The organism is Sphingomonas sp., assembly GCF_036387595.1.
Lineage (GTDB): Bacteria > Pseudomonadota > Alphaproteobacteria > Sphingomonadales > Sphingomonadaceae > Sphingomonas.
On the sequence record NZ_DASVTL010000110.1, the window covers coordinates 1 to 25065 of the forward strand.

Annotated in this window: 24 protein-coding genes, 1 tRNA gene and 1 pseudogene; 15 read left to right on the top strand and 11 right to left on the bottom strand. The window is 66.8% G+C overall.

What is annotated here, in order from left to right:
• Nucleotides 1-125, top strand: a pseudogene (locus tag VF643_RS12455) (IS630 family transposase); the annotation flags it as partial.
• Between the two features lie 218 nt (nt 126-343).
• On the opposite strand, the gene VF643_RS12460 reads toward VF643_RS12455, so the two are convergent.
• Nucleotides 344-1084 carry a queuosine precursor transporter gene (locus tag VF643_RS12460; RefSeq protein WP_331043711.1) on the bottom strand — a complete coding sequence of 247 codons (741 nt, stop codon included), beginning with the start codon at nt 1082-1084 and terminating at the stop codon, nt 344-346.
• Between the two features lie 59 nt (nt 1085-1143).
• Here VF643_RS12460 and VF643_RS12465 point away from each other — a divergent pair.
• A tRNA-Arg gene (locus VF643_RS12465) sits at nt 1144-1220 on the top strand.
• A 59-nt stretch (nt 1221-1279) separates the two neighbouring features.
• Here the strand turns inward: VF643_RS12465 and VF643_RS12470 are convergent.
• Genes VF643_RS12470 through VF643_RS12480 form a run of 3 tightly spaced genes read right to left on the bottom strand, consistent with a single transcriptional unit; the run spans nt 1280 to nt 5440 of the window.
• A complete protein-coding gene (locus tag VF643_RS12470; protein ID WP_331043712.1) occupies nt 1280-2686 on the bottom strand; it encodes a TolC family protein in 1407 nt (468 codons plus the stop codon).
• The gene (locus VF643_RS12475) at nt 2683-3711 is read right to left on the bottom strand and encodes an efflux RND transporter periplasmic adaptor subunit (protein ID WP_331043732.1); all 1029 of its coding nucleotides are present in this window, start codon (nt 3709-3711) and stop codon (nt 2683-2685) included. The genes VF643_RS12470 and VF643_RS12475 overlap by 4 nt, the downstream gene beginning before the upstream one ends.
• A 31-nt stretch (nt 3712-3742) precedes the next feature.
• Nucleotides 3743-5440 carry an ABC transporter ATP-binding protein gene (locus VF643_RS12480; RefSeq protein ID WP_331043713.1) on the bottom strand — a complete coding sequence of 566 codons (1698 nt, stop codon included), beginning with the start codon at nt 5438-5440 and terminating at the stop codon, nt 3743-3745.
• A 117-nt stretch (nt 5441-5557) separates the two neighbouring features.
• Here VF643_RS12480 and VF643_RS12485 point away from each other — a divergent pair, with 117 nt between their 5' ends.
• A complete protein-coding gene (locus tag VF643_RS12485) occupies nt 5558-6478 on the top strand; it encodes a LysR family transcriptional regulator (protein ID WP_331043714.1) in 921 nt (306 codons plus the stop codon).
• Between the two features lie 103 nt (nt 6479-6581).
• On the opposite strand, the gene VF643_RS12490 is transcribed toward VF643_RS12485, so the two are convergent.
• On the bottom strand, nt 6582-7451 hold the full coding sequence (locus VF643_RS12490; RefSeq protein WP_331043715.1) for an outer membrane protein: 870 nt from the start codon (nt 7449-7451) through the stop codon (nt 6582-6584).
• 141 nt (nt 7452-7592) lie between these two features.
• Between VF643_RS12490 and parE the strand changes: the two genes are divergently transcribed.
• The 6 genes from parE (at nt 7593) to queE (ending at nt 14931) form a co-directional block, all read left to right on the top strand.
• Nucleotides 7593-9578 carry a DNA topoisomerase IV subunit B gene (parE, locus tag VF643_RS12495; RefSeq protein WP_331043716.1) on the top strand — a complete coding sequence of 662 codons (1986 nt, stop codon included), beginning with the start codon at nt 7593-7595 and terminating at the stop codon, nt 9576-9578.
• Nucleotides 9579-10075: 497 nt separating this feature from the next.
• Nucleotides 10076-11248: an aspartate aminotransferase family protein gene (locus VF643_RS12500; protein ID WP_331043733.1), complete on the top strand. Its 1173-nt coding sequence runs from the start codon at nt 10076-10078 to the stop codon at nt 11246-11248.
• Nucleotides 11249-11393: 145 nt separating this feature from the next.
• Nucleotides 11394-12311, top strand: coding sequence for an ornithine carbamoyltransferase (argF, locus tag VF643_RS12505; RefSeq protein WP_331043717.1), 918 nt, complete (start codon nt 11394-11396; stop codon nt 12309-12311).
• A gap of 152 nt (nt 12312-12463) precedes the next feature.
• Complete coding sequence (locus VF643_RS12510) at nt 12464-13357, top strand: Hsp33 family molecular chaperone HslO (RefSeq protein WP_331043718.1); 894 nt, start codon at nt 12464-12466, stop codon at nt 13355-13357.
• Nucleotides 13358-13615: 258 nt separating this feature from the next.
• Nucleotides 13616-14299, top strand: coding sequence for a 7-cyano-7-deazaguanine synthase QueC (queC, locus tag VF643_RS12515; protein ID WP_331043719.1), 684 nt, complete (start codon nt 13616-13618; stop codon nt 14297-14299).
• Entirely contained in the window at nt 14299-14931 is a 633-nt protein-coding gene (queE, locus tag VF643_RS12520) for a 7-carboxy-7-deazaguanine synthase (RefSeq protein ID WP_331043720.1), read from the top strand. Before queC ends, queE begins: the two co-directional genes overlap by 1 nt.
• A 178-nt stretch (nt 14932-15109) precedes the next feature.
• Here queE and VF643_RS12525 read toward each other — a convergent pair whose 3' ends face one another.
• The 3 genes from VF643_RS12525 to lipB all read right to left on the bottom strand — a co-directional run bounded on the left by VF643_RS12525 (nt 15110) and on the right by lipB (nt 17078).
• Nucleotides 15110-15814: a hypothetical protein gene (locus VF643_RS12525; RefSeq protein WP_331043721.1), complete on the bottom strand. Its 705-nt coding sequence runs from the start codon at nt 15812-15814 to the stop codon at nt 15110-15112.
• A gap of 242 nt (nt 15815-16056) precedes the next feature.
• The gene (locus VF643_RS12530) at nt 16057-16320 is read right to left on the bottom strand and encodes a hypothetical protein (protein ID WP_331043722.1); all 264 of its coding nucleotides are present in this window, start codon (nt 16318-16320) and stop codon (nt 16057-16059) included.
• Between the two features lie 95 nt (nt 16321-16415).
• Nucleotides 16416-17078, bottom strand: coding sequence for a lipoyl(octanoyl) transferase LipB (lipB, locus tag VF643_RS12535; RefSeq protein WP_331043723.1), 663 nt, complete (start codon nt 17076-17078; stop codon nt 16416-16418).
• Nucleotides 17079-17158: 80 nt separating this feature from the next.
• Here lipB and VF643_RS12540 point away from each other — a divergent pair, with 80 nt between their 5' ends.
• Complete coding sequence (locus VF643_RS12540) at nt 17159-17977, top strand: hypothetical protein (protein ID WP_331043724.1); 819 nt, start codon at nt 17159-17161, stop codon at nt 17975-17977.
• The gene (locus VF643_RS12545) at nt 17974-18726 is read left to right on the top strand and encodes a hypothetical protein (RefSeq protein ID WP_331043725.1); all 753 of its coding nucleotides are present in this window, start codon (nt 17974-17976) and stop codon (nt 18724-18726) included. Before VF643_RS12540 ends, VF643_RS12545 begins: the two co-directional genes overlap by 4 nt.
• Here VF643_RS12545 and VF643_RS12550 read toward each other — a convergent pair.
• The 3 genes from VF643_RS12550 to VF643_RS12560 all read right to left on the bottom strand — a co-directional run bounded on the left by VF643_RS12550 (nt 18705) and on the right by VF643_RS12560 (nt 20920).
• Nucleotides 18705-19301, bottom strand: coding sequence for a GNAT family N-acetyltransferase (locus VF643_RS12550; protein WP_331043726.1), 597 nt, complete (start codon nt 19299-19301; stop codon nt 18705-18707). The genes VF643_RS12545 and VF643_RS12550 overlap by 22 nt on opposite strands.
• Before the next feature lies 1 nt (nt 19302).
• The gene (gene hemF / locus VF643_RS12555) at nt 19303-20145 is read right to left on the bottom strand and encodes an oxygen-dependent coproporphyrinogen oxidase (RefSeq protein WP_331043727.1); all 843 of its coding nucleotides are present in this window, start codon (nt 20143-20145) and stop codon (nt 19303-19305) included.
• A 328-nt stretch (nt 20146-20473) separates the two neighbouring features.
• A complete protein-coding gene (locus tag VF643_RS12560) occupies nt 20474-20920 on the bottom strand; it encodes a tRNA (cytidine(34)-2'-O)-methyltransferase (RefSeq protein WP_331043728.1) in 447 nt (148 codons plus the stop codon).
• A 194-nt stretch (nt 20921-21114) separates the two neighbouring features.
• Here VF643_RS12560 and petA point away from each other — a divergent pair, with 194 nt between their 5' ends.
• The 4 genes from petA to VF643_RS12580 all read left to right on the top strand — a co-directional run bounded on the left by petA (nt 21115) and on the right by VF643_RS12580 (nt 24821).
• Entirely contained in the window at nt 21115-21681 is a 567-nt protein-coding gene (gene petA, locus VF643_RS12565) for a ubiquinol-cytochrome c reductase iron-sulfur subunit (RefSeq protein WP_331043734.1), read from the top strand.
• 12 nt (nt 21682-21693) lie between these two features.
• Entirely contained in the window at nt 21694-22980 is a 1287-nt protein-coding gene (locus VF643_RS12570) for a cytochrome b (protein ID WP_331043729.1), read from the top strand.
• A gap of 21 nt (nt 22981-23001) precedes the next feature.
• A complete protein-coding gene (locus VF643_RS12575; RefSeq protein WP_331043730.1) occupies nt 23002-23844 on the top strand; it encodes a cytochrome c1 in 843 nt (280 codons plus the stop codon).
• Nucleotides 23845-24080: 236 nt separating this feature from the next.
• Nucleotides 24081-24821: a hypothetical protein gene (locus VF643_RS12580; RefSeq protein ID WP_331043731.1), complete on the top strand. Its 741-nt coding sequence runs from the start codon at nt 24081-24083 to the stop codon at nt 24819-24821.
• The last annotated feature ends 244 nt before the right edge of the window (nt 24822-25065 follow it).

A 25065-nucleotide genomic window follows, 5' to 3' on the forward strand; every position in this document is an offset into this window, starting at 1 on the left:
TGATGCGAAAGGCAGCCGAGCGATCCCACGAGGCGACATGGCGCCGCGTCGGCACACTCCTCGATACATTCTCCGCCTCAGAATGCCGAAAATATCTCGTCAACTCCGGATACGGGTCAGCCTGATGTCATCCGACTCTAACGAACGGCCGCCTATACGCGCGCATCACCCACGATCCGTTGTCCTACAAAGCACGAATGGGCCAGCATGGCTCGACCCGGCGTCGGTCGGCGCCCGCTCTTTCTCATGCAGGCACAACCGACACGCGCAATACGGGCTGTAGGATGTGACTTTCCACTGACCTTCCGCGCCGGCGAACCGGGCTGGGGCGACCTTGGTGCCTTCACACCCGCGTCCGGAACGGCGAGAAGTCCGTTCCCCGGTCGAACACGTCCACCCCCTCGCGGCGCTTGAGAAACCCGACGACCGCATAAGTAACCGGGGTGAGCAGCACCTCCCACGACACTTTCAGCACGAACTGCGTCGCCATGACGGTCAGCAGCGCGCCGACCGGCCAGTCGGGCGCGCCGTAGAAGGCGAGCGGATAGAAGATCGCGCTGTCGATGCCTTCGCCGACGATCGTGCTGCCGATCGTTCGGGTCCACAGATGCCGCCCTTGCGTCCACAGCTTCATCCGCGCCATCACGAAGCTGTTGGCGAATTCGCCCGCCCAGAAGGCGCAGATGCTCGCCAGCACGATGCGCGGCACCTGGCCGAAAACCTGTTCATACGCCGCCTGGCCGTTCCATCCCGCATCGGGCGGCAGCGCGACGACGACCCAGCTCATGCCCACCATGAACAGCATCGCGCAGAACCCCGCCCAGATGCAGCGCCGCGCATGCGCATAGCCGTACACCTCGGTCAGCACGTCGCCGAGGACATAGGAAACGGGGAAGAACAGAATGCCCGCGCCGAACGGCCAGAGCCCGACCAGGGGCAGATCGACCACCGCGCGCTTGCCCGCACCGAGCACGTTGGACAGCAGCAGCACGGTGACGAACGCGGCCATCAGGAAATCGAAATAGCGAAACCGCACCGCCGCGACCTGCCCGGCCTCGACCGCGCGCTCTTTTGCCTGCCTCATGCGCATCATCATGATCGCAGTTCACGTGGCCCGCAATCCACGCTAATCACGCCCGTCGCGCGCCCGTAGCTCAGATGGATAGAGCACGAGCCTTCTAAGCTTGTGGCCGCTGGTTCGAATCCAGCCGGGCGCGCCAAATTCGATCCGGCGATATGGGTGTCCGCGATGGCTGGAACGTCGCCGGCAAGACCATGTTCACGGAAGCGCCCCGTCGGCCAGCCCCAGGGCCTGCCGATTGGCGGTTGCTCCTGCCAGGTCCACGCCCGCCAGAGCCGCCCGCGCGCGCGCGTCCAGCAGACGGACGCGCGCGTCGGTCGCGGCTTCCTCGCGCAGATTGAGCAGGAAGAAGTCGCTCGCGCCCAGCTCGAACCGGCGCCGTTCGGCCGCGGCCATGCGGTCGGCGAGGTCCGCTTCCTCCGCCGCCAGCACTGCGGTTCTCTCCGCCCCTTCGACCGCGATGACGATGCCTTGCACCTCCACCGCGATCTGATCGCGTATCAGCCGCTGACGCGTTCGCAGGCCGTCGATCTCGGCGCGGGCCTCTGCGATGCGGCCCTTGGCCTGACGACGCTCGAGCGGCACGGAAAAGCGCACGCCGACGATGGCCTCCTCACCGTCACGCGACACCCCGCCCACCCCGCTGCGCCCCAGGTCGTAGGAAAGTTCGCCGCGCAGATCGAGCCGTGGTCTCAGGTCGTTCTCCGCAAGCGCCAGGCGCAGTTCGGATTGCGCAAGCCGGGCGTCGATCGAACTCAGATCGGGCCGGTCGATGGCGCCCGGCGCGCGCGCCGGCCGAAACTCGGCTAGCGCGGTTGGGAGTCGTTCGGCACCGGGCGTCACGCGACCACCCGATTCGTCGCGGTAGAAGAAGGACAGCGCGTTTGCGGCCGTCGCGAACTCCTGTTCGGAGCGGACGACCAGTGCGCGGCGACGAACGATATTCTGATCGGTCTCGGTCAGCAGGATGCTGGGCCTGGCGCCGAGTTGCACCTGGCGCGCGATGCCGCCGCGGCGCGTTTCCGCCAGGTCGAGCAGCGATCGGTAAGCCTTCAGCCGTAGTCCGGCCGCACTCCAATTCTGATAGGCGGCGATCGCCCGCGCCTGGACACCGATCGCTACCATTTCGCGGTCGAGCCGGGCCACGTCGATGTCGCGCGCGGCAATCGCCGTCCTTCCGCGCCGCTCGTCGATCGCCCGATCGCGCAGCAACGCAAACAGCCCGCCGATCTTCAACTCGCCGAGCCGGTCGGTATAGGCCTTGTCCTCGTAGATGGGGAAATTGCCCCGCGACACGCGGTAGCCGCCATACACCTGCCCGCCGTTGCCGGTCAGCGGGCGTGTCGCGCGGCCTTCGGCATAAGTGCCGTCGTAATAGCCGGCGACGCGGCTCTGTGCGTCGACGTCGAACACCGTATCGAACGCACCTTCGGCGCTGAGCGCTCGCCCCTCGGCCTGGCGGACGCGGGTGAGCGCCTCCACGATCTGCGGCGCGTGGGTAGCGGACGAGCGCAGCACTTCGTCCAGCGTCAGCGGCTGCCCCTCCTGCGCGACAAGCGGGGCAGGGCAGAGCAGAAGAAGCGCGGTCAGGATGCGGGCGATCACTTCGCCTTGCCCGCTTTCAGCACGGCCGCGTCCTCGTTCTTGGCGGCACCGCCTTTCGCTGCGCCCTGGCCCTGCCCGAATTCCAGCGGGAAGTCGTTCAACTGTCGCCACAGTTCGTAGCCGACCGAGACGGTCTCCATCTGGACCCAACCGCGCACCTTCGCCCCAAGCCGGGTGAAGCGGCGGTCGGGCCAGGCGGGCTTGCCGGGCATGGGTTCCACCAGCACGCGGAACAGCCCGGTCGGGCTGGCCGTCGGATCGAGCCCGCGGACACGACCGTCGAACAACCCTTGCGCAACCGACGGCCAGCCGCTGAACTGGATAGCGGGCCAGCCCTCGAACTCCAGCCGCACCGGCTGGCCGATCCTGACCAGCGCCACGTCGCGGCCGTCGACGTAAAGCTCGACGGCGCGCTCGACTCGCTCCGGCGCCACCACCGCCAGCACGGTGCCGGGGGACACCAATGCTCCGCCGGCCGCGGCATTGATGTTCTGGATGCGCCCGTCGCGCGGCGCGCGGACGAGCTGCGCAGACTGGCGATTGAGTGCCACGTCGATGCGGTTGAGCTTGGCGCGCGACTCGGCCAGCTTGGCGCCGGCATCGGCGACCTTGATCTGCGCCTGCTCCAGGTCGCGGCGGGCGACCAGCCCCTCGGTCAGCAGCTGGCGCGCGCGGCCGACGTCGATGCTGGCGACGGACTGTCCCTGGCGCACGGCGGCGATCTCGGCCTGGACCTGGGCGCGCTCGGCGGCGAGGCGGGACAGAAGGTTCGGGTCGACATCGACCACGCGGGCGATCGGCTGCCCGCGGTCCACATGCTGGCCGTCATGGACATACCAGCGCTCGATCCGGCCGGCGACCAGGGCCGATACTTCCTGCGCGCGATCACCGGGGTCCAGCGCCACGACCTGCCCGTCGCCGATCGCGGTCTGCACCCAGGGCACATAGGCCATGATGGCGGCCGATAGCGCGATGCCGATCGCGATCATCCACGCCAGCGCGACCGTGACGCGTGGTGGCCGCATCGCCGCCAGCGTCGGGAAATGCGGCAGATGTTCAGGCCGATACGGCACCGGCGGCCTCCCGTTCTGCGAGGAACGTATCCAGGTCCACGTGCGAGGCGAAGCGGCGCTGACCCTCCCGGCCGAGCCATAGCCAGCCGTCCAGCGCGATGGCGCCCGGCCGGCCCGTGCCGAGCAGCACGGTCGTCCCCGCCGGTTGCAGGCGGGCAAGCACGTCGGCCAGCCGGTTGGGCGGCATCACGTCAAACAGGGGGGACAGAACCAGCACCTTGGGACGCGCGAGCAGCGCGTTGGCGAGCTTCAATTCCATCACTTCCCCCACGGTCAGCGGCCAGCCCGATGACGCGAGCGGCGTGTCCAGCCCCTCGGCAAGCATGGTGACGCGTCGGCCCAGTCCCACCGCGTCGAGCGCGTCGAGCATGGCCGCCGCGGTCGCATCCGGTGCGGCAAGCGACAGATATTCGCGGATCGTAACCTCCACGATCGTCGGCCGATCGAGCACGATGATCTCGGAGCGGAGCAGATACATGTCGAGTCCGCCCAGATCGGACCCGCCCACCGTCACCAGCCCGTGCGCGGGTGTGACGTGCCGTTTGAGCATCATCGCCAGGAGGCGATCGACGCCCGCATCGGCAACGGTGACCAGTCGCTCGCCCGATTTCAGCGCGAAGTCGAAGCGGGCGTCGTCGATCCGCACGTCGCGCAGTGCGACGGAACCGTCGCGCGGTCCTTCGGCTCGCGTTGCCTGCGCGCGCTCCTGAGGGATCGCGAACAGCAGCGACATCTCCTCGGACGAGGCGACCAGATCGTAGAAGGTGTCGAGATACCAGCCCAATTGGCTGACGCCGTAGAAGACGCCAGAGAGAATCAGTTCGGCTGCGACCAGCTGGCCGATCGACAGTTCGCCGGCAAGGATCAGGTTGCCGCCCAGCGCCAGCAGCGCGGCGGACGCGAGCGCATAGAGCAGGAAGCAGGCGAGCGTCTGGGCGAAGCTGTAGCGGAAATAGCGGCGATGCCGGTCGACATAGGTCGCGGTGACCGCCTCCGACCGATCCATCGCGAAGCCGAGATGCCGGCTCGATTTGTAGAAGCCGTTGGACCCGCCCACGCTCTCCAGCCAGCCCGCGGTGTCGTGCTTGGCGTGGGACAGCGCCACCGCGGCGGTCAGCGACCCGCGCGACCAGACCAGCCAGACGACCATCAGCGCGAGCAGCAGGACGACGTTGAAGGCGAGGAAGAACGGATGGTAGAAGCTGGTGATCGTCAGCCCGACGACCGACTGCAGCACGATCGTGAACCCGCCGATCAGCAGGCTGGGCACCGCCTTCTGGATGACGACGAGGTCGAAATAGCGGTTGAACAGATCGGCGCGCCGCGCATCGCCGAAGAACGGATCGCGCGCATGGACCGCGCGGATGGTGATCTCGGCGACCACGCGCGCGAACACCCGGCGCTCGAACAGCGCCATGAGGTGGACTCGAAACGCGCTGAGAATGGCGACCAGCAGCAGCAGCCCGAACAACACGCCCGACAGCGTCCATAACGGCGCAGGCAGCGCGGTATGCGCCACGCTGTTGATGAGCAGCTGGACGGAGATGGGCGTTGCCAGCGACAGAAGGCTGATGGCGACGCCATAGACCGCGGCCAGCCGCAGATAGGCGGCGTCCGGCCCGATGATCTCGGCCAGCCAATGCACCGCGTCGCGCACGCTCACCCGATTGGTTTCCGCCATCCACCACCCTGCCACTGTGACCATCACGGCCGACGAAGCGCGATTTTACGATCCAATCGTGGTGGCGGCAAATCGCAACCATTGCCGGGACGCTATAGGCTGTGGCTATAAGCAGCCATGCCTACGCTCCGGCAGTTCGAATATCTGGTCACGCTTGCCGACACGGGGTCGTTTGCCCAGGCCGCGCGGCTGGCCCACGTATCCCAGCCCACCCTCAGCCAGCAGGTGAAAGCCTTGGAGGATCGTCTGGGCGTCAAGCTGCTCGAACGCTCGACGACTGGCGCCGTCCTGACGCCCGCCGGCCGCAGCATCGTGGCCAAAGCTCGCGGCGTATTGGGAGAGGTGCGCGACATCGAGGCGCTGGCAAAGAGTGCCGCCAACGGGCTGACGGGCACCTTGCGGCTCGGGACGACGCCGACGCTCGGCCCGTATGTCCTCTCGCCCATCATTGCCGAACTGCACCGCGCCGCACCGGGGCTGAAGCTGTATGTGCGCGAGGGTATTCCCGACGATCAGGCGCTGGCCCTTTCGCGCGGCGATCTCGACCTGCTGCTCGGGCCGTTGCCGATCGCCGGCGACGATCTGGTCATAGAGCCGTTGTTTCGCGAACCGCTGCATCTGGTCGGTGCCGTCGACAGCGAACTCGCCGCCAACGCCGTCGATCCTGTAGCGCTTGCCGGTCGGACATTGCTGTCGCTGGATACGCGTCACCATCTGCATCGCCAGGCGAAGGATTTCGCGACGGCGCACGCGATGGTGCTCAGCCGCGATTACGAGGGCACCAGCCTGGACAGCCTGCATCAGATGGTGGCCAGCGGCCTCGGGCTGACCATGCTGCCCAAGCTGTATCTAAGGTCCGACGTGGGCGGCACCGCGGGCCTGGCGATTCTGGACGTGGCAGGCTGGAAAATGCACCGTTCGGTCGCGCTGGTGTGGCGTCGCGGGTCCAGCATGGAACTGGCCTACCGGCTCATTGCGGATCATGTGCAGCGCGCCGCCCATCGCATCTTGGAACTCGGCGTCCAAGAAGAAGGGTGATACCTGAGAAACAACGACGAAAACGGGGCGGACCCTATCCGGCCGCCCCGTCGATTTCGTCGGTTCCTGCGGGTTTCACGCAACGGCGTGGAACCCGATCGGATCAGAAGCGGAACGCGGCCGTCGCGCGGACCGAATGCCAGCGGAACTGGTCGTCGCTGCGCCGGAAGTCGGTGCCGCTCGCGGTGCCGCCGTTGGCAGCGTTCGTGAACGGGGTGCCCGCGGCGCCGGTCACCCGGACGCGGTAATCGTCGTCCTGATACTGGTGGTACATATATTCCAGGCCGACCGAGAAGTTCTTGCCGATCTTCTGCTCGACGCCGCCGCCGCCGGTGATGCCGAACTGGCGCTTCTTGCCGCTGCCCGTGAAGGTGTTCACCGACTGGGTCGAGAAGAACGAACGGTCGATCTTGGCATAGCCCGGCCCGAACGTACCATAGAACAAGGTGGTGTTCGCCGCGAAGCCGACGCGGCCACGGACCGAAGCCTCCCAGTCGATGCTGCGCGTCATGACATAGGCTGCCGGGGTCGTGGAGAAGGCGGTGACGCTGTCGGTGATCTCCGACTTGCCGAATTCGCCAACGAAGCCGACGACGATGTTGCCGGTCTGATGATCGGCACCGGCCCGGACGTAATAGGAATAGCCGTTGTCGTCGTTACGGCACGTGCCCGGACCCTGGGCGGTGTTGGTCAGCGACGTGCGACCCGTTGCGCGACCGTTGCAGAAGCCGCCGTTCGGCGTGCCGAAAGCGTTCGCGCCGGTGCCGGTCAGCACGCTGTCGTTGAAGCGCCCGTCAAGGTTGCGATCGAACAGGATCGACGATCCGATGTCGTTCGGCTGCACGTCATAGCCGCCGGCACCGCCGACATAGACGCCGCTGAACGGCGCGTCCTCGGCCATGTCCTGCGCGAAGGCCGGGGCGGCCGTCAGGGCGAAGGCGCCGGCCAGGCCGAGGGTGATGATCTTGCGCATGGTAACTCCAGAAATGTTGCACTCGCGAACGAAACGGTGTTTCCTCCGATTATATCCGGGTCGTTGACAAAACCGTCCGGCGTGTGGCCGATAGGCAACACACTTTGCGTGGCGCCGCGGGGCGGCGTATAGCAGCGTTCGATGGCCGATGACCTATTCGCGGCGGCGCCCCCGCCGTCCTCCTCCGCATATGATGCCTCCTCGATCGAGGTGCTGGAGGGGCTGGAACCCGTCCGCCGCCGTCCCGGCATGTACGTCGGCGGCACCGACGAACGCGCGCTCCACCATCTGGCGGCCGAGGTGATCGACAATGCGATGGACGAAGCGGTAGCGGGGCATGCGACGCGGATCGAGGTGTCGCTGGAGCCGGGCAACCGCCTGACCGTGGTCGACAACGGCCGCGGTATCCCGGTCGATCCGCACCCCAAATTCCCCGACAAGTCGGCGCTGGAGGTCATCCTCTCGACGCTCCATTCGGGGGGCAAGTTCGCGGGCAAAGCCTATGCCACCAGCGGCGGCCTGCACGGCGTCGGCATATCGGTGGTCAATGCGCTGTCCTCCGACACCGTCGTCGAGGTGGCGCGCGACCGCAAGCTGTACCGCCAGCGTTTCGCGCGCGGGGTGACGATGGGGGCGCTGGAGGAACTCGGCCACACCCCCAACCGCCGCGGCACCTCGGTCGCGTTCATTCCTGATGCCGAGATCTTCGGGCCGGAACTGCTGTTCAAGCCCGCCCGGCTCCATCGCCTCGCGCGGTCCAAGGCGTATCTCTTCGCCGGCGTCGAGATCCGCTGGAAATGCGCACCCGAACTGATCGCCGACGACACGCCCGCCGATGCGGTGTTCCAGTTTCCCGGCGGCCTCGGCGACCATTTGCGCGAACAGATCGCGGGGCGCGAATGCGCGACGAGCGACTTCTTCTCGGGCTCGCAGGATTTTCCCGGCGAGACGATGGGCCGCGTCGAATGGGCGATCGCCTGGCCCTTATGGAGCGACGGCAGCTACAGCTGGTATTGCAACACCATCCCGACCCCCGACGGCGGCACCCACGAACAGGGGCTGCGCCAGGCGCTGGTCCGGTCCTTGCGCGCCTTTGCCGATCTGGTGAAGGACAAGCGCGCCAAGGACTTGACCGCCGACGACGTGATGGTGGGCGCCGAGCTGATGCTGAGCGTCTTCATCCGCGAGCCGCAATTCCAGAGCCAGACCAAGGACCGGCTGACCAGCCCCGAGGCGGCGGGGATGGTCGAGCGCGCGGTGCGCGACCATTTCGATCATTTCCTCGGTCATAACATGGAGCGCGGCAAGGCGCTGCTCGGCTATGTGCTGGAACGGATGGACGACCGCCTGCGCCGCAAGCAGGAGCGCGAGGTCAAGCGCAAGACCGCGACCAGCGCGCGCAAGCTGCGCCTGCCCGGCAAACTGACCGATTGCTCGGCCGACGATCCCAAGGGGACCGAATTGTTCATCGTCGAGGGCGATTCGGCGGGCGGATCGGCCAAGCAGGCGCGTGATCGCAAGACGCAGGCGATCCTGCCGATCCGCGGCAAGATATTGAACGTCGCCAGCGCGACCGCGGCCAAGATCTTCGCCAACCAGGAGATCGCCGATCTGACGCTGGCATTGGGGTGCGGCACCCGCAAGGACTGCAACCCCGATCTGCTGCGCTACGAACGCGTGGTCATCATGACCGACGCAGACGTCGACGGCGCGCATATCGCGACGCTGCTGATGACGTTCTTCTTCCAGGAGATGCCCGAACTGGTCCGCCGCGGCCACCTGCATCTCGCACAGCCGCCGCTCTACCGGCTGACCGCAGGCGCCAAATCGCTCTACGCGATGGACGAGGCCGAGCGCGCCAAAATCGAGAACGGCGTGTTTCGGGGAAAGAAGGTCGACGTCGCGCGCTTCAAGGGGCTGGGCGAAATGAACCCGCAGCAGCTGCGCGAGACGACGATGGACCCGACCAAGCGCAACATGATCCGCATCACCTTGCCGCAGGAATATGAGGAGCGGGCAGGGGTGAAGGACTTGGTCGACCGCCTGATGGGCAACAACCCCGCCCACCGCTTCGCCTTCATCCAGGAGAATGCCGCGCGGGTGGAGGACGAGGCGATCGACGCGTGAGGTTGCGGGCATTTCTCATGGGCGCAGAATCCGGTGAAGTTTAAGTGGGAAGATGCTGTCCACTGGGCGGCGTTGTTAACGGTTCTAGTGAGTATAATTGTCGCGACTGCTTCAGGCGTCTGGGCAGTTTTCGTCAGAGCACAGGGAAACAGGAGGCTGGAATGGAAGCGGATTGAGGAGCTTATTCAGATCCTCCATAATGGGGCGATAACGGGGCTGTGGGCGCAAAAACTGGCCATTGATGAACTGGTTACGATCCGAAGGCGTCGTCGAGAAATTAGAACCGCGCTCCGGGATGCTTCTTCGTTTTTTCGAGATATGGGGCCGGCGGGTGCGAGCTTGGCGCAGCATATCGACGATAAGCTGAACCTTGCCAGATTTCGGGGTGCGCCATCTGTGTTGACCCCACCCCCTCCGCCCCTGTAGCGAGAGCAGGGGCGACCATACGGGTCGCCCTTTTCCGTTTGAGGAGTCCGCCCGTGCCCACCCCTGCGCTCATGCCCGTCTACCCACGGTGCGGGGTGCGTCCGGTGCGAGGAGAGGGCGTGTATCTTTATGGCGAGGATGGTGCGAAGTATCTCGACTTCGCCAGCGGCATCGCGGTCAACGCGCTCGGCCATGCGCATCCGGCGCTGACGAAGGCGATCGCGGATCAGGCGGCGACGCTGATGCACGTCTCCAATCTCTACGGCAGTCCGCAGGGCGAACATCTGGCGCAGCGGCTGGTCGATGCCACCTTCGCCGACACGGTGTTCTTCACCAATTCGGGCGCCGAGGCGGTGGAATGCGCGATCAAGACCGCGCGCCGCTATCATTTCGCCAACGGCAACCCTGAGCGCAACACGCTCATCACCTTCGACACCGCGTTCCACGGGCGGACGCTCGGCACGATATCGGCGACCAACCAGCCCAAGATGCGCGACGGGTTCGAGCCGCTGCTGCCGGGGTTCAAATACGCGCAGTTCGGCGACCTCGACGGCGCGCTCGCGATGATCGACGACAGTGTCGCGGGCTTCCTGGTCGAGCCGATCCAGGGCGAGGGCGGCATCCGCGTCGCGTCCGAGGCGTTCCTGAAGGGTTTGCGGGCCGCGTGCGACGAACACGGCCTGCTGCTGGTGCTCGACGAGGTGCAATGCGGCTATGGGCGCACCGGCAAATTCTTCGCGCACGAACTCTACGGCATCGTGCCCGACATCATGGCGGTGGCCAAGGGGATCGGCGGCGGCTTCCCGCTCGGCGCGTGCCTGGCCACCGAGGAGGCGGCCAAGGGCATGGTCTTCGGCACCCACGGATCGACCTATGGCGGCAATCCGCTGGCGATGGCGGCGGCCGAGGCGGTGCTCGACGTGATCCTGGCCGAGGGCTTCCTTGCGCACGTCGAGGCGATGGGCGCGCGGTTGCGGTCGTCGCTGGAACAGATGATCCCCAATCACGACCATCTGTTCGACTCGGTGCGCGGGCACGGGCTGATGCTCGGCCTGAAGCTCAAGAGCGACAGCCGCCGCTTCGTCGAGCATTGCCGCGACCATCACGGGCTGCTGACCGTCTCGGCGGGCGAGAACGTCGTCCGCATCCTGCCGCCGCTGGTGATCGACGAGACGCATATCGCCGAATGCGTCGAGAAATTGAGCGAGGCGGCGCGGGTGTATGTGCCGGCGAGCGATGATTGAATAACGATCCTCCCCGCTCGCGGGGAGGGGGACCATGCGAAGCATGGTGGAGGGGGTTTTCCTCGGGCGGTGCGCTGGTGGTGGGCCCCCTCCACCACCGCTCTTCGAGCGGCGGTCCCCCTCCCCGTGCCGGGGAGGATTAAGAATGCGCCATTTCCTGAACCTCTCCGATGCAGGTGCCGATGGCATCGCCGCGATGCTGGCCGACGCGCTCGATCGAAAGGCGGCGCGTAGCGGCTGGCCCAAGGGGAAGCCCGACGCGGATGCGCCGCTTGCCGGGCATGTGCTGGCGATGGTGTTCGAGAAGAACTCCACCCGCACGCGCTTCAGCTTCGACGCGGCCATCCGCCAGTTGGGTGGACAGGCGATCATCTCGGACTCCAGCCAGATGCAGCTCGGCCGCGGGGAGAGCGTCGCCGACACCGCGCGCATTCTCTCAAGCTATGTCGATGCGATCATGATCCGCACCGACGATCATGCGAAGGTGGAGGAGATGGCGCATTACGCCAGCGTGCCCGTAATCAACGGCCTGACCGATGCGTCGCACCCGTGCCAGATCATGGCCGACCTGCTGACCATCATCGAGGCGGGCAAGGCGCTGCCCGGTCTCAAGGTCGCGTGGTTGGGTGACGGCAACAACGTCCTTGCCTCGATCGTCGAGGCCGCGTCGCTGATGCATTTCGATGTCGTCGCCGCCTGTCCGCAGGGGTTCGCGCCCGAGGAAGAGGCGATCGTCCGCGCCTCCGGCCGCGCGCGTGTCGTCGCGTCGCCGCACGAAGCCGTGGAGGCGGCCGATATCGTCGTCACCGATACCTGGATTTCGATGGGCCAGGCGCATGCCGAGACCAAGCTGGCGGCGCTCACCCCCTATCAGGTCACGCCAGCGCTGATGGCGCTCGCCAAGCCCGATGCGAAGTTCCTCCACTGCCTGCCCGCGCACCGCGGCGAAGAGGTGACTGCGGAGGTGATCGACGGCCCCCAATCGCTGATCTGGGCGGAAGCGGAGAACCGCCTGCACGCGCAGAAATCGGTGCTGCGCTGGTGCTTCGGGCAGATCGGTTAGTTTCCCTCACCCTCACCCTCACCCTTCCCACTCGGCTGCGCCGAGCGGGCCCCTTCCCTCTCCCGGCGGGAGAGGGAGGGAGCGCCGCAGGCGCGGAAGGGTGAGGGTGATCGTCGGTTGACCCGGAAGCAGCCCGCCCCATATCCGGCGCGATGACTTTGCAGACGATAGAGATCGACCAGGCGCTGGGCTTCGCCATCCCATCGCGCAGCGCCCGCGGGCGGATCGTGCGGCTCGGGCCGACGCTCGACACCGTGCTCGCCGCCCATGCCTATCCCCCCGCGATCGAGGCGTTGCTCGCCGAGGCGCTGACGTTGGTGGCGCTGGTCGGATCGACGCTGAAGGACGCCGCGGGGCAGCTGACCATGCAGACGCGGACCGAGAACGGTGTCGTCCAGTTGCTCGTCTGCGACTATCGCGGCGGCGAATTGCGCGGTTACATCCAGTATGACGCGGACAAGCTCGCACTGGCGCCCGAAAAGCCGGCTTTGTTCGCGCTGTTCGGCCAGGGCTATCTCGCGATCACCTTCGATCTGGAAACGACGCGCGAGCGTTACCAGGGGATCGTGCCGCTCGACGGCGAGACGCTGGCGCAGGCGGTCGAGAGCTATTTCGTCCAGTCCGAACAGATACCGACATTGGTCCGCATCGGCATCCGCCGCGACTATGACGGCAGGCACGTCGCGGGCGGGCTGTTCCTCCAGCATCTGCCCGAGGGCGAGGACGGGCGCGAGCGGTTGCATACGCGGCTCGACCATCCCGAATGGGATCATGTCCAGGCTTTGGGATCGACCATGGGGGTGGACGAACTCGCCGACGCCGCGCTGCCGCTGGAGACGTTGGTGTGGCGGCTGTTCAACGAAGAGGAGGACGTCCGCGTCCTCGCCCGCACCGTGCTGGCACGCGGCTGCCGCTGCACCCCCGATCATATCGCATCGGTCCTGGGCAAGTTCTCGGCGGAGGAGCGGCAATCGATGGCGGGCGACGATGGTATCATCGAAGTCGACTGCGCATTTTGCGCCACGAAGTTTCCGATCCCCGCCTGAAAATCAGATGCGTCTATTCCTTACACGTCGCCGCTTTGCGGGCCGTGTGTGATGGATGTTGTAGAACGGAAGCGGCGGCTTAACCATATATCAACCACCGTGATCTACAGGGGATGGACGTGCCCTCCTCTGCACGGTTTCTCCCTTTGATGGGCGGCAACGCTCATACTGGGCCGTCTTCGGGCGGCCCTTCTTTTTGCGCGGCGACCTTTGCCGCCGTTGCCATCGGGCGCCGTCTGGCCTAGCGGGCGCACGATCATGGACAATCCGCAACCGCTCGTCGTGGCGCTCGTTTCGGGCGGCCTCGATTCGATGGTCGCCGCCGCCCTGACGCGCGCGGCGGGCTATCGGCTGCTCGCGCTTTCGATCAACTACAACCAGCGCCACCAGGTCGAACTGGCCGCCGCCCGCCGGGTCGCGCACGTGCTCGGCGCCGAACGCCACGTCGTCCTGCCGATCGACCTTTCCCTCTTCGGCGGATCGGCGCTGACCGCGGACATCGCGGTGCCCAAAAGCGGGGTGGGGGAGGGTATCCCGGTCACCTACGTCCCGGCGCGCAACACCATCTTCCTCAGCCTGGCGCTGGGCTGGGCCGAGGCCGCGGGCGCGCGCGACCTGTGCATCGGGGTCAACGCCCTCGATTATTCGGGCTATCCCGATTGCCGCCCCGAATTCGTCGCTGGTTTCGAGACGCTGGCCGAACTCGCGACCAAGGCGGGGGTAGAGGGCCAGGCATTCCGCATCCACGCCCCGTTGCAGATGATGACGAAGGCCGAGATCGTGCTGGAAGGCGCACGGCTGGGCCTCGACATGGGACTTAGCTGGTCGTGCTACGATCCTACGACCGAAGGTCTTCATTGCGGTGCGTGCGACAGCTGTCGCCTGCGCTCAAAGGGGTTCGTCGCGGCGGGGGTGGCCGACCCGACGCGCTACGCCGCCTGATGTCCTATGCGGTCAAGGAAATGTTCCTGACGCTCCAGGGCGAGGGGGTCAACGCGGGTGCACGCGCGGTGTTCGTGCGCTTTGCCGGGTGCAATTTGTGGTCGGGCCGCGAGCGTGACCGCGCAACCGCGATCTGCCGCTTCTGCGACACCAATTTCGTCGGCACAGACGGCGACGGCGGCGGTCGCTTCGCCGATGCGGCCGCGCTGGCCGCGGCGGTGATCGCGCATTGGGGCGACGAAACTGGCCATCGCTTCGTCGTGCTGACCGGGGGCGAGCCGATGCTCCAGGTCGATGATGCGCTGGTCGACGCACTGCACGCCGCTGATTTTCGCATCGCAATCGAGAGCAACGGCACGCTCGCGGTTCATCCGGGCATCGACTGGATCTGCATCAGCCCGAAGGCGGGGGCCGAGGTGGTCCAGCGCAGCGGCAACGAACTGAAGCTGGTGTGGCCGCAGCCTGGCACCGATCTCGATGAGATCGAGCGCTGGGACTTCGCACACCGCCTCGTCCAGCCGCTCGACGATGCGAATGTCGCGGCCAATCATCAGGCGGCGATGGCCGTGGTCATGGCGCGCCCCTGGTGGCGGCTGACGCTCCAGACTCACAAGATGCTCGGAATACGGTGAGCGCGGCGGGAGAATAGGGGGTAGGGTCGTTCGAGACCATGTTTGCTCTCCCCTCCCCTTCAGGGGAGGGGCTGGGGGTGGGGCATATCCGCGAGCAATGCGCTTGCGGCACTGCCCCACCCCAACCCCTCCCCTGAAGGGGAGGGGCTATCGGCTATCAACTTGGTCGCGAACGACTCTAGCGCGCTGCCATGCCCACGCCCGCAGGTGGCCAGTTCATCGCGCCGCACTTCTTGGATACCCACTGGCCCTTCTTGTTCCAGCAAATCGACTCCAGCCGCGGCATCGGGGTCGGTGCCGGGCTGAGCGCCATGTAGCGGGGGAACAGTTGCTCGCCATAAGGCGTCAGGCTGTTGCGCAATTCGCGCATCCGCGCTTCGGCCAGTTCGCCGAACTTGCCGCGCGGGGTGAACACCGCATCGCGCCCGATCATGTGCGCGGTTTCGCAGAAATTGCGCTGTGCCGCGACGGTCGCGAAGGCGGAATAGGTGCGCGTGCCGTATTGATCCAGCGCCGACTGCCCGATCGCCTTGGTCTTGGACGTGCGCACGTAATATCTGGCGAGCGTGTCGAAGGCGTTCTTCAACTCCGGCCCGTGATCGAGCAGAATGGAGTTGTAATGGCCGACCGTCAGCAACGTCGGTTCGAACTGGCATTGCAGCGCCGCGACGTTGAGCGCGGCGCGCATCGTCCAGACCAGTCCCGCGCGCCGCTCCGCGGATGTGGCCCCAGGCAGCAGGATCGCTATTCCAGGCTCGTCGCCCTTCACCGGCTCGCCGGCCATGTTCTTGGGCTGTAGAAAGAACTGGCCCGCGGCCGGCACCGCCGCCGTCATCGCGCCGACAAGCGCGGCCCCACACACCGTGTTACGCAAAACCCTCATCGACCGTCCCTCATGCACAGGCCAGTGATTCTACGTGCTTTTCGACTCGCGCCCAAGTCATTTTTAACCATGATGCGACGAAGCGGCCGGTGGACCGCGCCGGGAGCCTGCCGGAATCCAGGAACGAAAAAGGGCCGCCCGGTCGCGGGTTCCGGCAAAGCGAACTCTGCCGGCCCAACGCCCGGGCGACCCTAAGCCGCGAAACATCCTGCCGGCATGGCCGGTCGGATGTTCCGATGCGATTACATCGCGTTCGTGGTGGTCGTGGTGTTCGACATCATCATGGTGTCGTTGCCAGCCATCATGCCATCGTTGGCCATCATGCCGTCGTTCGACGCGCCGTCAACGGCGGTCATGTTGTCGGTCATGGTGCCGTCGGTGGTGTTCATGTCGGTGACCATCGTGTTCTCGGTCGTGGTCTCGGTCTTGGGACCGCAAGCCGAAACGGCCAGTGCGGCGCCGGCGATCATCGAACCGGTCAGAACCTTGGAAATCAGTGCACGCATCGGAAGCTCCCTAGATAGAGGATTTGGAAAGGACCTTCATGGTCCGGTTTAAAGCCCCAAATCAACGTGGACATTAAACGACTCGCCGTGCCGCCTCAAGCCTCGTTTTTCGGAGGCCAAGAAAGAGTTTGCAGGAATGTCGGCGCGGTGGCCGCCAACGCCGCATCCAGCGCGGCAAGATCGCCCTCGCCGGTCAGCCGTGCGATGCTGGTGACCGCAAAATCGGGCAGGCCGCAGGGCACGATGCCGCTGAAATGGGTCAGATCGGGCGCGACGTTGACGGCAAAGCCGTGCAGCGTCACCCAGCGCCGCACCCGCACCCCGATCGCGCCGATCTTGGCCTCCGCGCCCGCGTCCATCGTCCAAATGCCGACCCGGCCCTCGGCGCGAAATGCCGATATGCCGAGCTGGGCCAGAGCCGCGATCACCCAGCCTTCGAGCGCGTGGACATAGGCGCGCACGTCCTTGCCGCGGCGCGCCAGATCGAGCACCAGATAGCCCACGCGCTGGCCCGGCCCGTGATAGGTATAACGCCCGCCGCGCCCGCTGGCGAAGACCGGAAAGCGCGCATCGACCAGTTCGGCGGGCACGGCGCTGGTGCCCGCGGTGTAGAGCGGCGGATGCTCCAGCAGCCAGATCAACTCGCGCGCGTCGCCGCTCAGCACCGCCGCCGCGCGGGCTTCCATCGCGGCGAGCGCATCCGGATAGTCCACCAGCGTGGCCTGGCAGCGCCATTCGATTTCGATCGGGATCGTCACGCGCCTGGGTTTCGCGCAACGCGGTCGTGCTGGCAAGGCGGGGGCGGCTGGGCTAGGTGCCGGTTCACGGAGGGGTGGCCATGGTTACGATGAGCAATATCTGGGATCGCGCGATGGACGTCGTGCGCGGTCGTGCCGGGGTGCTGGCGAGTATCGCCGCGCTGGCGCTGTTCCTGCCGGGGGTGGTGCGTGACGCGGTTCCGGTCTTGGCGACGCCCGGCTCGACCGGCTTCCTGGCGCTCGGCGGCATTCTGGCGATCGTCGCGATGCTGGTGGCGATCTGGGGGCAGCTTGCCCTGATCGCGGTCGCGACCGGTCCGGCGACGACGCGATCGCAAGCGTTCGCGCAGGCGACCGCGCGCTTCCCCGCCGCGCTGGCCGTTACCATCGTCGCGGTGCTGGTCGCGGTGGCGCTGTTCGTGCCACCGGTCGTCGCGGTCGGCTTGTCGGGTCTGGACCTTTCCGCGATGTCGATGACGGGCGCGCTGCCCGACCTGGGCGGGGGAACGGTGGCGTTCGTCCTGGCCTATCTGGTGGTTCTGCTGGGCGCGTCGATCTTCGTCCTGGCGCGGCTCGTGCTGACCAGTGCGGTGGTGTTGAACGAGCGCGTCGGCCTCCGCGCTTTCCGGCGATCGTGGCAGCTCACGCGCGGGCTCACCTGGCGGATCGTCGGCGTGATCCTGCTCTACGTCATCGTCGTCCTGATCGCGGTCAGCGCGGCGCAGTTCATCACCGGCGCCGTCTTCGGCCTGCTGCTCGACAGCATTGCGACGGTCGCCTTCCTGGCCGCAGCGGTCGCTGGGGTGGTGACGACGATCTTCTCGGTGATCTCCACTGCCTTCACAGCCCAGCTTTACGTCGCGCTGACCCAGCGCGGGGTGGCCGCGGTCTTCGCATGACGCTCGATCTTGCGGCATCCCTGCGCCACGCGCGCGCATTGTGGCGAGCAGACCGGGCGATCCTCTGGCCGCTGTCGGGGCTGCTGATCTTCCTGCCGCAATATGCCGTGCTGCTGCTGATCCCGCCGATGCCCGCGAGCGCACCGGGCGCGACCGTGGAGACATGGGGCAAGGCGCTGGAGCCGTGGATCGCGAGCTATGGCGCCTGGTATGTCGCGGTGGCGGCGATCGGCCAGTTCGGCGCGCTGGCGATCGTGTCGCTCTATGCGCTGCCGCCGCGCACCGCGGGTGGGGCACTGGCGCGCGCGCTCCTGCTTTTCCCGCGCTTGCTGCTGGCGAGTGCGGTCGTGATGATCCCGTGCGCTGCGGCTCTGCTCCTGGCGCTGTCGGTGCCGCTCGCGCCCCTCGTCGCGATTCCCGCGCTGGTGTACGTGCTGGCGCGCACCGCCCTGGTCGGGCCGATCATCACCGGCGATCGCCGGACCGGCGCAGTGGCCGCGGTGGTGCGCAGCTGGCGGCTGACCCAGGGCCACGGATTGCAGATCGCGCTGCTGGTCGGGGCGATCATGGTCGGTGGTCAGGCGCTCGGCACGATCGCGGTGACGATCGAGCAGGCGGTGCGCGCGGGGGCGTTCTCCAACCCCGTGCTGCTGGCGATGATCGACGCGGTGGCGGCGGCAGCCGCCTGGGCCGCCGCGCTCGCGCTCGCGCTGGTCGAGGTCGTGCTCTACCGGCGGCTGGTGAGATAGGGGATTTGCGGCGCTGCGTCGGCGGGGAGCAGCCCCGACGCGCGCGGATCGGGGAAAGTCTCCAACGTCCGCGCCACCGCCTGAAACCCTTGCGCGCGATAGAATCCCAGCGCGGACGGGTGGTCCAGCGTGCACGTGTTCACCCGCACCCGCGCGATGCCCTTGATCCAGCACCGGGCGAGCGTCTCGGCCATGAGCCACCGACCGTGCCCACGCCCGGCGAGTTCGGGCACCAGCCCGAAATAGGCGATGGCGCACGCGCCGGGGCCGCGGAAATCCAGTTCCACCATGCCGAGTTCCACCCCAGCCCGGTCCACCACCGCGAACACCGCGACGCCCGGATCGTGAACGATCCGCACCAGCGCCGCATCGTCGAGCGCCAGCCGCGAAAACCACAGCCACGGCGCACCCACACGGCGGAACAGCGTGCGGTAGCGCTCGGGCGCCGCCCGCTCCCAGGCGATCATCCGCAGCGGCGAGGGGGGCAGGGGCCGGAGCGGCGGCCGGCGCGTCATTTCCAGCGACGTCACCACCGTCGCTACGTCGCCGTCGGCCACGGGGATCAGTCCCGCCATGTCAGTCCCACGTCGCGACGGGCGGCAGGCTCATCAGTATCGCGTCGATGTTGCCCCCCGTTTTCAGTCCGAACAGCGTGCCACGATCGTACACCAGGTTGAACTCGGCATAGCGCCCGCGCCACGCGCGCATCTTGGCCACATCGTCGGTGTCGAAAGCATCGTTCATCCGCGCGCGCACGATCCGCGGATAGACGTCGAGGAACGCCTCCCCGACATCGCGCACGAAGGCGAAGTCGGTGTCGAATCCGCCCTCCAGATGGTCGAAGAAGATGCCGCCCACGCCGCGGTGGACGCTGCGGTGGGGGATGTAGAAATACTCGTCCGCCCATTTCCGGAAGCGCGGGTAGTAGGCAGGGTCATGAGCATCGCATGCGGCCTGCATCGTCGCGTGAAAATCGTCTGTGTCGCCGGCGACGGGCAGCGGCGGGTTCAGGTCCGCGCCGCCGCCGAACCAGCGCTTCGTGGTGACCAGGAACCGGCAATTCATGTGGACGGCGGGCACGTGCGGGTTGGCCATGTGCGCGACCAGGCTGATCCCGGTTGCGAAGAAGCGCGGGTCTTCGCCGGCGCCGTGTATGGAGCGGGCGAAATCGCCCTCGAACGTGCCGCCCACGGTCGAGACGTTGACCCCAACCTTCTCGAACACACGCCCCTTCATCACCCCACGCACGCCGCCGCCGCCAGGTTCGCCCGAGGGATCGACGCGGTCCCACGCGACATAATCGAACGCCGCATCCGATCCGCCCTCGCGCTCGATCGCCTCGAACGCGGCGCAGATACGGTCGCGCAGCGATTCGAACCAAGTGCGCGCGGCGGCTTGCTGGGGGTCGAGGGGAGACATGGAATTGTCCCTAGACGATCCTCCCTGGCACGGGGAGGGGGGCCGCACATGACCAGCCGACAATCAGCAGAATGACGAAGAAGAGTGTTTCACGCGGAGGCGCGGAGGCGCGGAGGCGCCGCGCTCGCGTCGAGCCTAACGCGCAGCAAGGCTGCCCTCGACTTGGAGCGCCATTGCCGATGCCAGACGCTGCCCCGAAGCGAAACACCTCTGCGCCCTCCGCGCCTCCGCGTGAACACTCTTTTCTTCTCGCTGCGCGAACTTCGTCGCCAGGCTGGGCCGAATGGAGCCGTTCAATATGCGATTGCCCCTGCCGTGCGGGAGAGGATCAAAGCTGCCATCCCGTCTGCCGCATCGCCTCCGCCATCACGATCGCCGCCGATGCCGCCACGTTGAGCGAGCGCAACCCGGCGCGCATCGGCACGCGCACGCGCAGGTCGGCGGTGTCGTGGACGTAAGCCGGCACGCCTGCGCCTTCCGACCCGAGCACCAGCACGTCGTCCTCCTCGAACCGCGCATCCGGCAGGTCGATCGCCCCCGTCGTGGTCAGCAGCACCAGCCGCCCCGCGGTCGCCTGCCGAAACGCCGCCCAATCGGCGTGCCGCGCCACTTCGACCTGGGCGGCATAATCCATACCCGCCCGCGCCAGCGATCGGCTGCTCCAGGGAAAGCCGGCGGGTTCGATCACGTCCACCGCAACCCCGAAGCAGGCCGCGGTGCGCAGGATGGTGCCGACGTTGCCGGCGATGTCGGGTTGGAACAGGGCGACGCGCATCGCGGCCTCATGCACCCGTTGCGGCCCGACGGCAAAATGCTGTTGGCAAAGCGGCGTCCTCGCGTCTATCAGGCCGCAGCCTTTCGCGGGACCGGAAGGCGTCGAATGGCAGGTCGTCGCGGCGGATCGCGACGGGTTCGCCGCAAGGCTCCCCAAAAGGTAACGGGTTCAGGTGAATGGCGACTGACGCAGACATGGTTCCCCCCGGTGAGTCGGCCGCGCCGTTCCATGAGGACGACCACGATCCCCGTCGTCGCGACTTCATCAACATCGCCACCGTCGCCTTTGCGGGTGTGGGCGCCGCGGTCATCGTGCTGCCGCTGGTGAACCAGATGAACCCCAGCGCCGACGTGCTGGCGCAATCGACGACCGAGATCGACCTGTCGAAGATCGCGCCGGGCCAGGCCGTGAAGACCAGTTTCCGCAAGCAGCCGCTGTTCGTGCGCAACCTGACGCCGGCCGAGATCGCCGCTGCCAATGCCGTGCCGGTGAACACCCTGCGCGACCCGCAGAGCCTGGAAGAGCGTACCAAGCCGGGCAAGGCCAATTGGCTCATCACGCTGGGCGTGTGCACGCATCTGGGATGCGTGCCGCTGGGCGCGGGCGAGGGCGAGAACAAGGGGCCGTTCGGCGGCTATTTCTGCCCGTGCCACGGTTCGGCCTACGACACCGCGGGGCGCATCCGGCAGGGGCCGGCGCCGACGAACCTTGCGGTTCCGGAATATACGTTCAACTCCGACACCGCCGTGACGGTCGGTTAAAAGGCAGCCAAGATGAGCTTTCCCTGGGCCAAGCACTACGAGCCGAAGCAGCCGCTGATGCGGTGGCTCGACGAAAAGCTGCCGTTGCCGCGCCTCGTCTACAATGCGGTTGGCGCCGGCTATCCGGTGCCGCGCAACCTCAACTATTTCTGGAACTTCGGCGTGCTCGCCGGCATGGCGCTGACCTTGCAGATCGTCACCGGCATCGTGCTGGCGATGCACTTCGCCGCCAACGGCCAGGTCGCCTTCGGGTCGGTCGAGAGCATCATGCGCGACGTCAATGCGGGCTGGTTCCTGCGCTATGCGCACGCGAACGGCGCGTCGATGTTCCTGGCGGTCGTCTATATCCACATCGGCCGCGGCCTCTATTACGGATCGTACAAGGCGCCGCGCGAGATGGTGTGGCTGCTCGGCGTCGTAATCTTCCTGCTGATGATGGCGACCGCCTTCATGGGCTACGTCCTTCCTTGGGGCCAGATGAGCTTCTGGGGGGCGCAGGTCATCACCGGCTTCTTCTCGGCCATCCCGCTGGTCGGCGAGAGCATCCGCGTCTGGCTGCTCGGCGGCTTCGCGCCCGACAATGCCGCGCTGAACCGCTTCTTCTCGCTCCATTATCTGCTGCCGTTCGTGACGATGGGCGTCATCATCATGCACATCTGGGCGCTGCACATTCCGGGTTCGGGCAATCCGACCGGCGTCAGCGTGAAGGGCGAGCAGGATACCGTGCCGTTCCATCCCTATTACACCGCCAAGGACGCGGTGGGCGTGGGCGTGTTCATGCTGATCTTCGCGGCTCTGATCTTCTTCTCGCCCAATCTGCTCGGTCACCCGGACAATTATATCGAGGCGAACCCGCTCTCGACGCCGGCGCATATCGTGCCCGAATGGTATTTCCTGCCCTTCTACGCGATCCTCAAGAGCTTCACCGCGGACTTCATCCTGCCGGCCAAGCTGTGGGGCGTATTGGCGATGTTTGGGTCGATCCTGCTGCTGTTCTTCCTGCCCTGGCTGGACAGTTCGCCGGTGCGCTCGGCGAACTATCGCCCGAAATACCGGCTGTTCCTGATCGTGCTGCTCTTCGACGTGATCCTGCTGGGCTATGTCGGCGGCGCGGAGGCCAATGCGCGCAACGTGATCCTGGGGCAGATCGCCTCGGCCTATTATTTCGCGCATTTCCTCATCATCCTGCCGCTGGTCGCGCGTTCGGAACGCCCGCGCCCGCTGCCCAATTCGATCACCGAGGCGGTCCTGGCCAAGCACGGCGGCACCAGCCCCGCGCAGACCGCAATGGCGCACTGAGCCTGGGAACGGAATAAAGACATGGTTCGTGCAATTTCCTATCTGATCGGTCTCGCCTTCGTCGGCGTGCTGGCGATCGCGCTGTTCGGCACGGTATCGACCGCGATCACCGATCCGGCGCCGCCGACCGCGGAACACGAGTTCCGCAAGCATCCCGAGAACATCGGGCTGGCCTCCAACGGCTTCTTCGGCAAGTTCGACCGCCGCCAGCTCCAGCGCGGGCTGCAGGTCTACAAGGAGGTCTGCGCGGCCTGCCACAGCCTGAAATACGTCTCGTTCCGCGATCTCCAGCAGATCGGCTATTCGGAGGCGGAGGTTAAGGCGATCGCCAACCAGTGGGTGATCGAGCAGCCGAGCATCAACGAGGAGACCGGCGAGGCCGCGACCCGCAAGAACGTGGCATCGGATCGTTTCCCGTCGCCATATGCCAACGAGGTCGCCGCACGCGCCGCCAACAACAATGCGCTGCCGCCAGATCTGTCGCTGATGACCAAGGCGCGCGAGGACGGCAGCAACTACGTCCACGCCTTGCTGACGGGGTATCAGAACCAGCCGGCCGAGCTCCTGAAGAAGTTCCGCGACGCCAAGACCCCCGAGGGCCTCCACTACAATCCGTATTTCGCGAACCTCAACATCGCGATGCCGCCGCCGTTGGGCGCGGAGGGCCAGGTGGCCTATACGGACGGAACGAAGGCTACGCCCGACCAGATGGCGCGTGATGTCGCCGCCTTCCTGACCTGGACCGCAGAGCCGAACCTGGAGGCGCGTCATGGCGCGGGACTGGCGGCGGTGATCTTCCTTCTGATCTTCTGCTTCCTGGCCTGGGGCGCGTATCAGAACGTCTGGCGCGGGGTGAAGCACTAGGTCGCCGCGCGCACGTTCGGCAAACACCGCACGAGGCGCGCAAGCCCGGCCAGCCCAGCCAACCGCGCTACAATGCGCAGTTTTGCGGCGACTGACGGCGCAGCACTCCGTCGGTCGTCCCGGTGCCACCCCGCTCGCGTCGAGGAAGCCCGCTCGCGGAACCGGGACGGGTCGCCCTCGTTCTACGACGAGCAGCAGCGCGTATCCGCTGCGCCCAGAGTATCGGAGCGACCCCTATGACTCCCACGCGCATCGGCGGCCTCGGCGCCGCGATCGTTCTCGCCCTCGGGCTTGGCGCCTGCACGGACGGTTACGGCTATAGCGGCCTGGCGGTCGGTTATAACGGCGGCTACGGCGACGGCTATTACGGCGATCCCTATTACGATGCGGGATACGGCGGCGGCTATGGCGCCTACGGTGGCTACGCGCCGTCGTATTTCGGCTGGTACGGCGATTATTATTATCCCGGCACCGGCGTGTACGTGTTCGACAGCAACCGTCGCCCGTATCGCTGGAACAATGCACAGCAGCGCTATTGGAGCCAGCAGCAGCGCTACCGCGGCCGCGACTGGAACGGCCAGGGTTCGTGGAATGGCTTCGATCGCCGTAATGGGCGCACCGACGGCTGGCGCGGCGATGGTGGCGGCAACCAGTGGCAGGGCCGTGGCCGACCGGACAGCGATCGTGCGAGAGGCAATCGGCGCGGCGGCGACCGTAGCGGCGACGGCAACGGCTATGCCGCCGGTACGCCGGGCCAGGTGACCCCGGGCGCGCAAGGGTATCGCGGTGGACGCGGCGAGCGGGGTACATCGGCGGGGGAATATTACCGCAACACCCCCGGCACGCGCAGCGAGGGCTATCGCGGCGACCGGACCAGCGCGCCACCCCAGCCGCGCAGCGAGCGCCAGTCGGGCGGACGCACCAGCGTCACGGAACGACAGGGAAGAGGCGCAGGCGGGCAAGTCCGCGAGCAGTAACGTCGCGTGGCCGCGATTCCCAAGCGCGGTCGTTCACCTCGCGGCGCGGGAGGGACGCGCCGAGAAGGGCGCGCGTTCCGTTCGCAGGCCGATTGGCGGCCCCCTAGAGCGCGATGACTTGATACCGATCCGTTCGTCCTGAGGAGCCGCTGAGCGAAGTCGAAGCGGCGTCTCGAAGGACAGGTGAGACCCACTGTCCTTCGAGACGGGCCTTCGCCTGCGCTCAGTCCCTCCTCAGGACGAA

What these genes read in the sequence shown, in the direction of transcription:
- VF643_RS12560 (WP_331043728.1), bottom strand. Translation starts at nt 20,920, where the DNA reads ATGCGCGTCGCCCTGTTCCAACCCGACATCGCCGGCAACGTCGGCACC.
- VF643_RS12550 (WP_331043726.1), bottom strand. Translation starts at nt 19,301, where the DNA reads ATGGCGGGACTGATCCCCGTGGCCGACGGCGACGTAGCGACGGTGGTG.
- VF643_RS12570 (WP_331043729.1), top strand. Translation starts at nt 21,694, where the DNA reads ATGAGCTTTCCCTGGGCCAAGCACTACGAGCCGAAGCAGCCGCTGATG.
- hemF (WP_331043727.1), bottom strand. Translation starts at nt 20,145, where the DNA reads ATGTCTCCCCTCGACCCCCAGCAAGCCGCCGCGCGCACTTGGTTCGAA.
- VF643_RS12545 (WP_331043725.1), top strand. Translation starts at nt 17,974, where the DNA reads ATGACGCTCGATCTTGCGGCATCCCTGCGCCACGCGCGCGCATTGTGG.
- VF643_RS12575 (WP_331043730.1), top strand. Translation starts at nt 23,002, where the DNA reads ATGGTTCGTGCAATTTCCTATCTGATCGGTCTCGCCTTCGTCGGCGTG.
- VF643_RS12490 (WP_331043715.1), bottom strand. Translation starts at nt 7,451, where the DNA reads ATGCGCAAGATCATCACCCTCGGCCTGGCCGGCGCCTTCGCCCTGACG.
- VF643_RS12525 (WP_331043721.1), bottom strand. Translation starts at nt 15,814, where the DNA reads ATGAGGGTTTTGCGTAACACGGTGTGTGGGGCCGCGCTTGTCGGCGCG.
- queE (WP_331043720.1), top strand. Translation starts at nt 14,299, where the DNA reads ATGTCCTATGCGGTCAAGGAAATGTTCCTGACGCTCCAGGGCGAGGGG.
- VF643_RS12460 (WP_331043711.1), bottom strand. Translation starts at nt 1,084, where the DNA reads ATGAGGCAGGCAAAAGAGCGCGCGGTCGAGGCCGGGCAGGTCGCGGCG.
- VF643_RS12530 (WP_331043722.1), bottom strand. Translation starts at nt 16,320, where the DNA reads ATGCGTGCACTGATTTCCAAGGTTCTGACCGGTTCGATGATCGCCGGC.
- argF (WP_331043717.1), top strand. Translation starts at nt 11,394, where the DNA reads ATGCGCCATTTCCTGAACCTCTCCGATGCAGGTGCCGATGGCATCGCC.
- queC (WP_331043719.1), top strand. Translation starts at nt 13,616, where the DNA reads ATGGACAATCCGCAACCGCTCGTCGTGGCGCTCGTTTCGGGCGGCCTC.
- VF643_RS12500 (WP_331043733.1), top strand. Translation starts at nt 10,076, where the DNA reads ATGCCCGTCTACCCACGGTGCGGGGTGCGTCCGGTGCGAGGAGAGGGC.
- VF643_RS12475 (WP_331043732.1), bottom strand. Translation starts at nt 3,711, where the DNA reads ATGCGGCCACCACGCGTCACGGTCGCGCTGGCGTGGATGATCGCGATC.
- parE (WP_331043716.1), top strand. Translation starts at nt 7,593, where the DNA reads ATGGCCGATGACCTATTCGCGGCGGCGCCCCCGCCGTCCTCCTCCGCA.
- VF643_RS12580 (WP_331043731.1), top strand. Translation starts at nt 24,081, where the DNA reads ATGACTCCCACGCGCATCGGCGGCCTCGGCGCCGCGATCGTTCTCGCC.
- VF643_RS12480 (WP_331043713.1), bottom strand. Translation starts at nt 5,440, where the DNA reads ATGGCGGAAACCAATCGGGTGAGCGTGCGCGACGCGGTGCATTGGCTG.
- VF643_RS12485 (WP_331043714.1), top strand. Translation starts at nt 5,558, where the DNA reads ATGCCTACGCTCCGGCAGTTCGAATATCTGGTCACGCTTGCCGACACG.
- VF643_RS12510 (WP_331043718.1), top strand. Translation starts at nt 12,464, where the DNA reads ATGACTTTGCAGACGATAGAGATCGACCAGGCGCTGGGCTTCGCCATC.
- petA (WP_331043734.1), top strand. Translation starts at nt 21,115, where the DNA reads ATGGTTCCCCCCGGTGAGTCGGCCGCGCCGTTCCATGAGGACGACCAC.
- VF643_RS12540 (WP_331043724.1), top strand. Translation starts at nt 17,159, where the DNA reads ATGGTTACGATGAGCAATATCTGGGATCGCGCGATGGACGTCGTGCGC.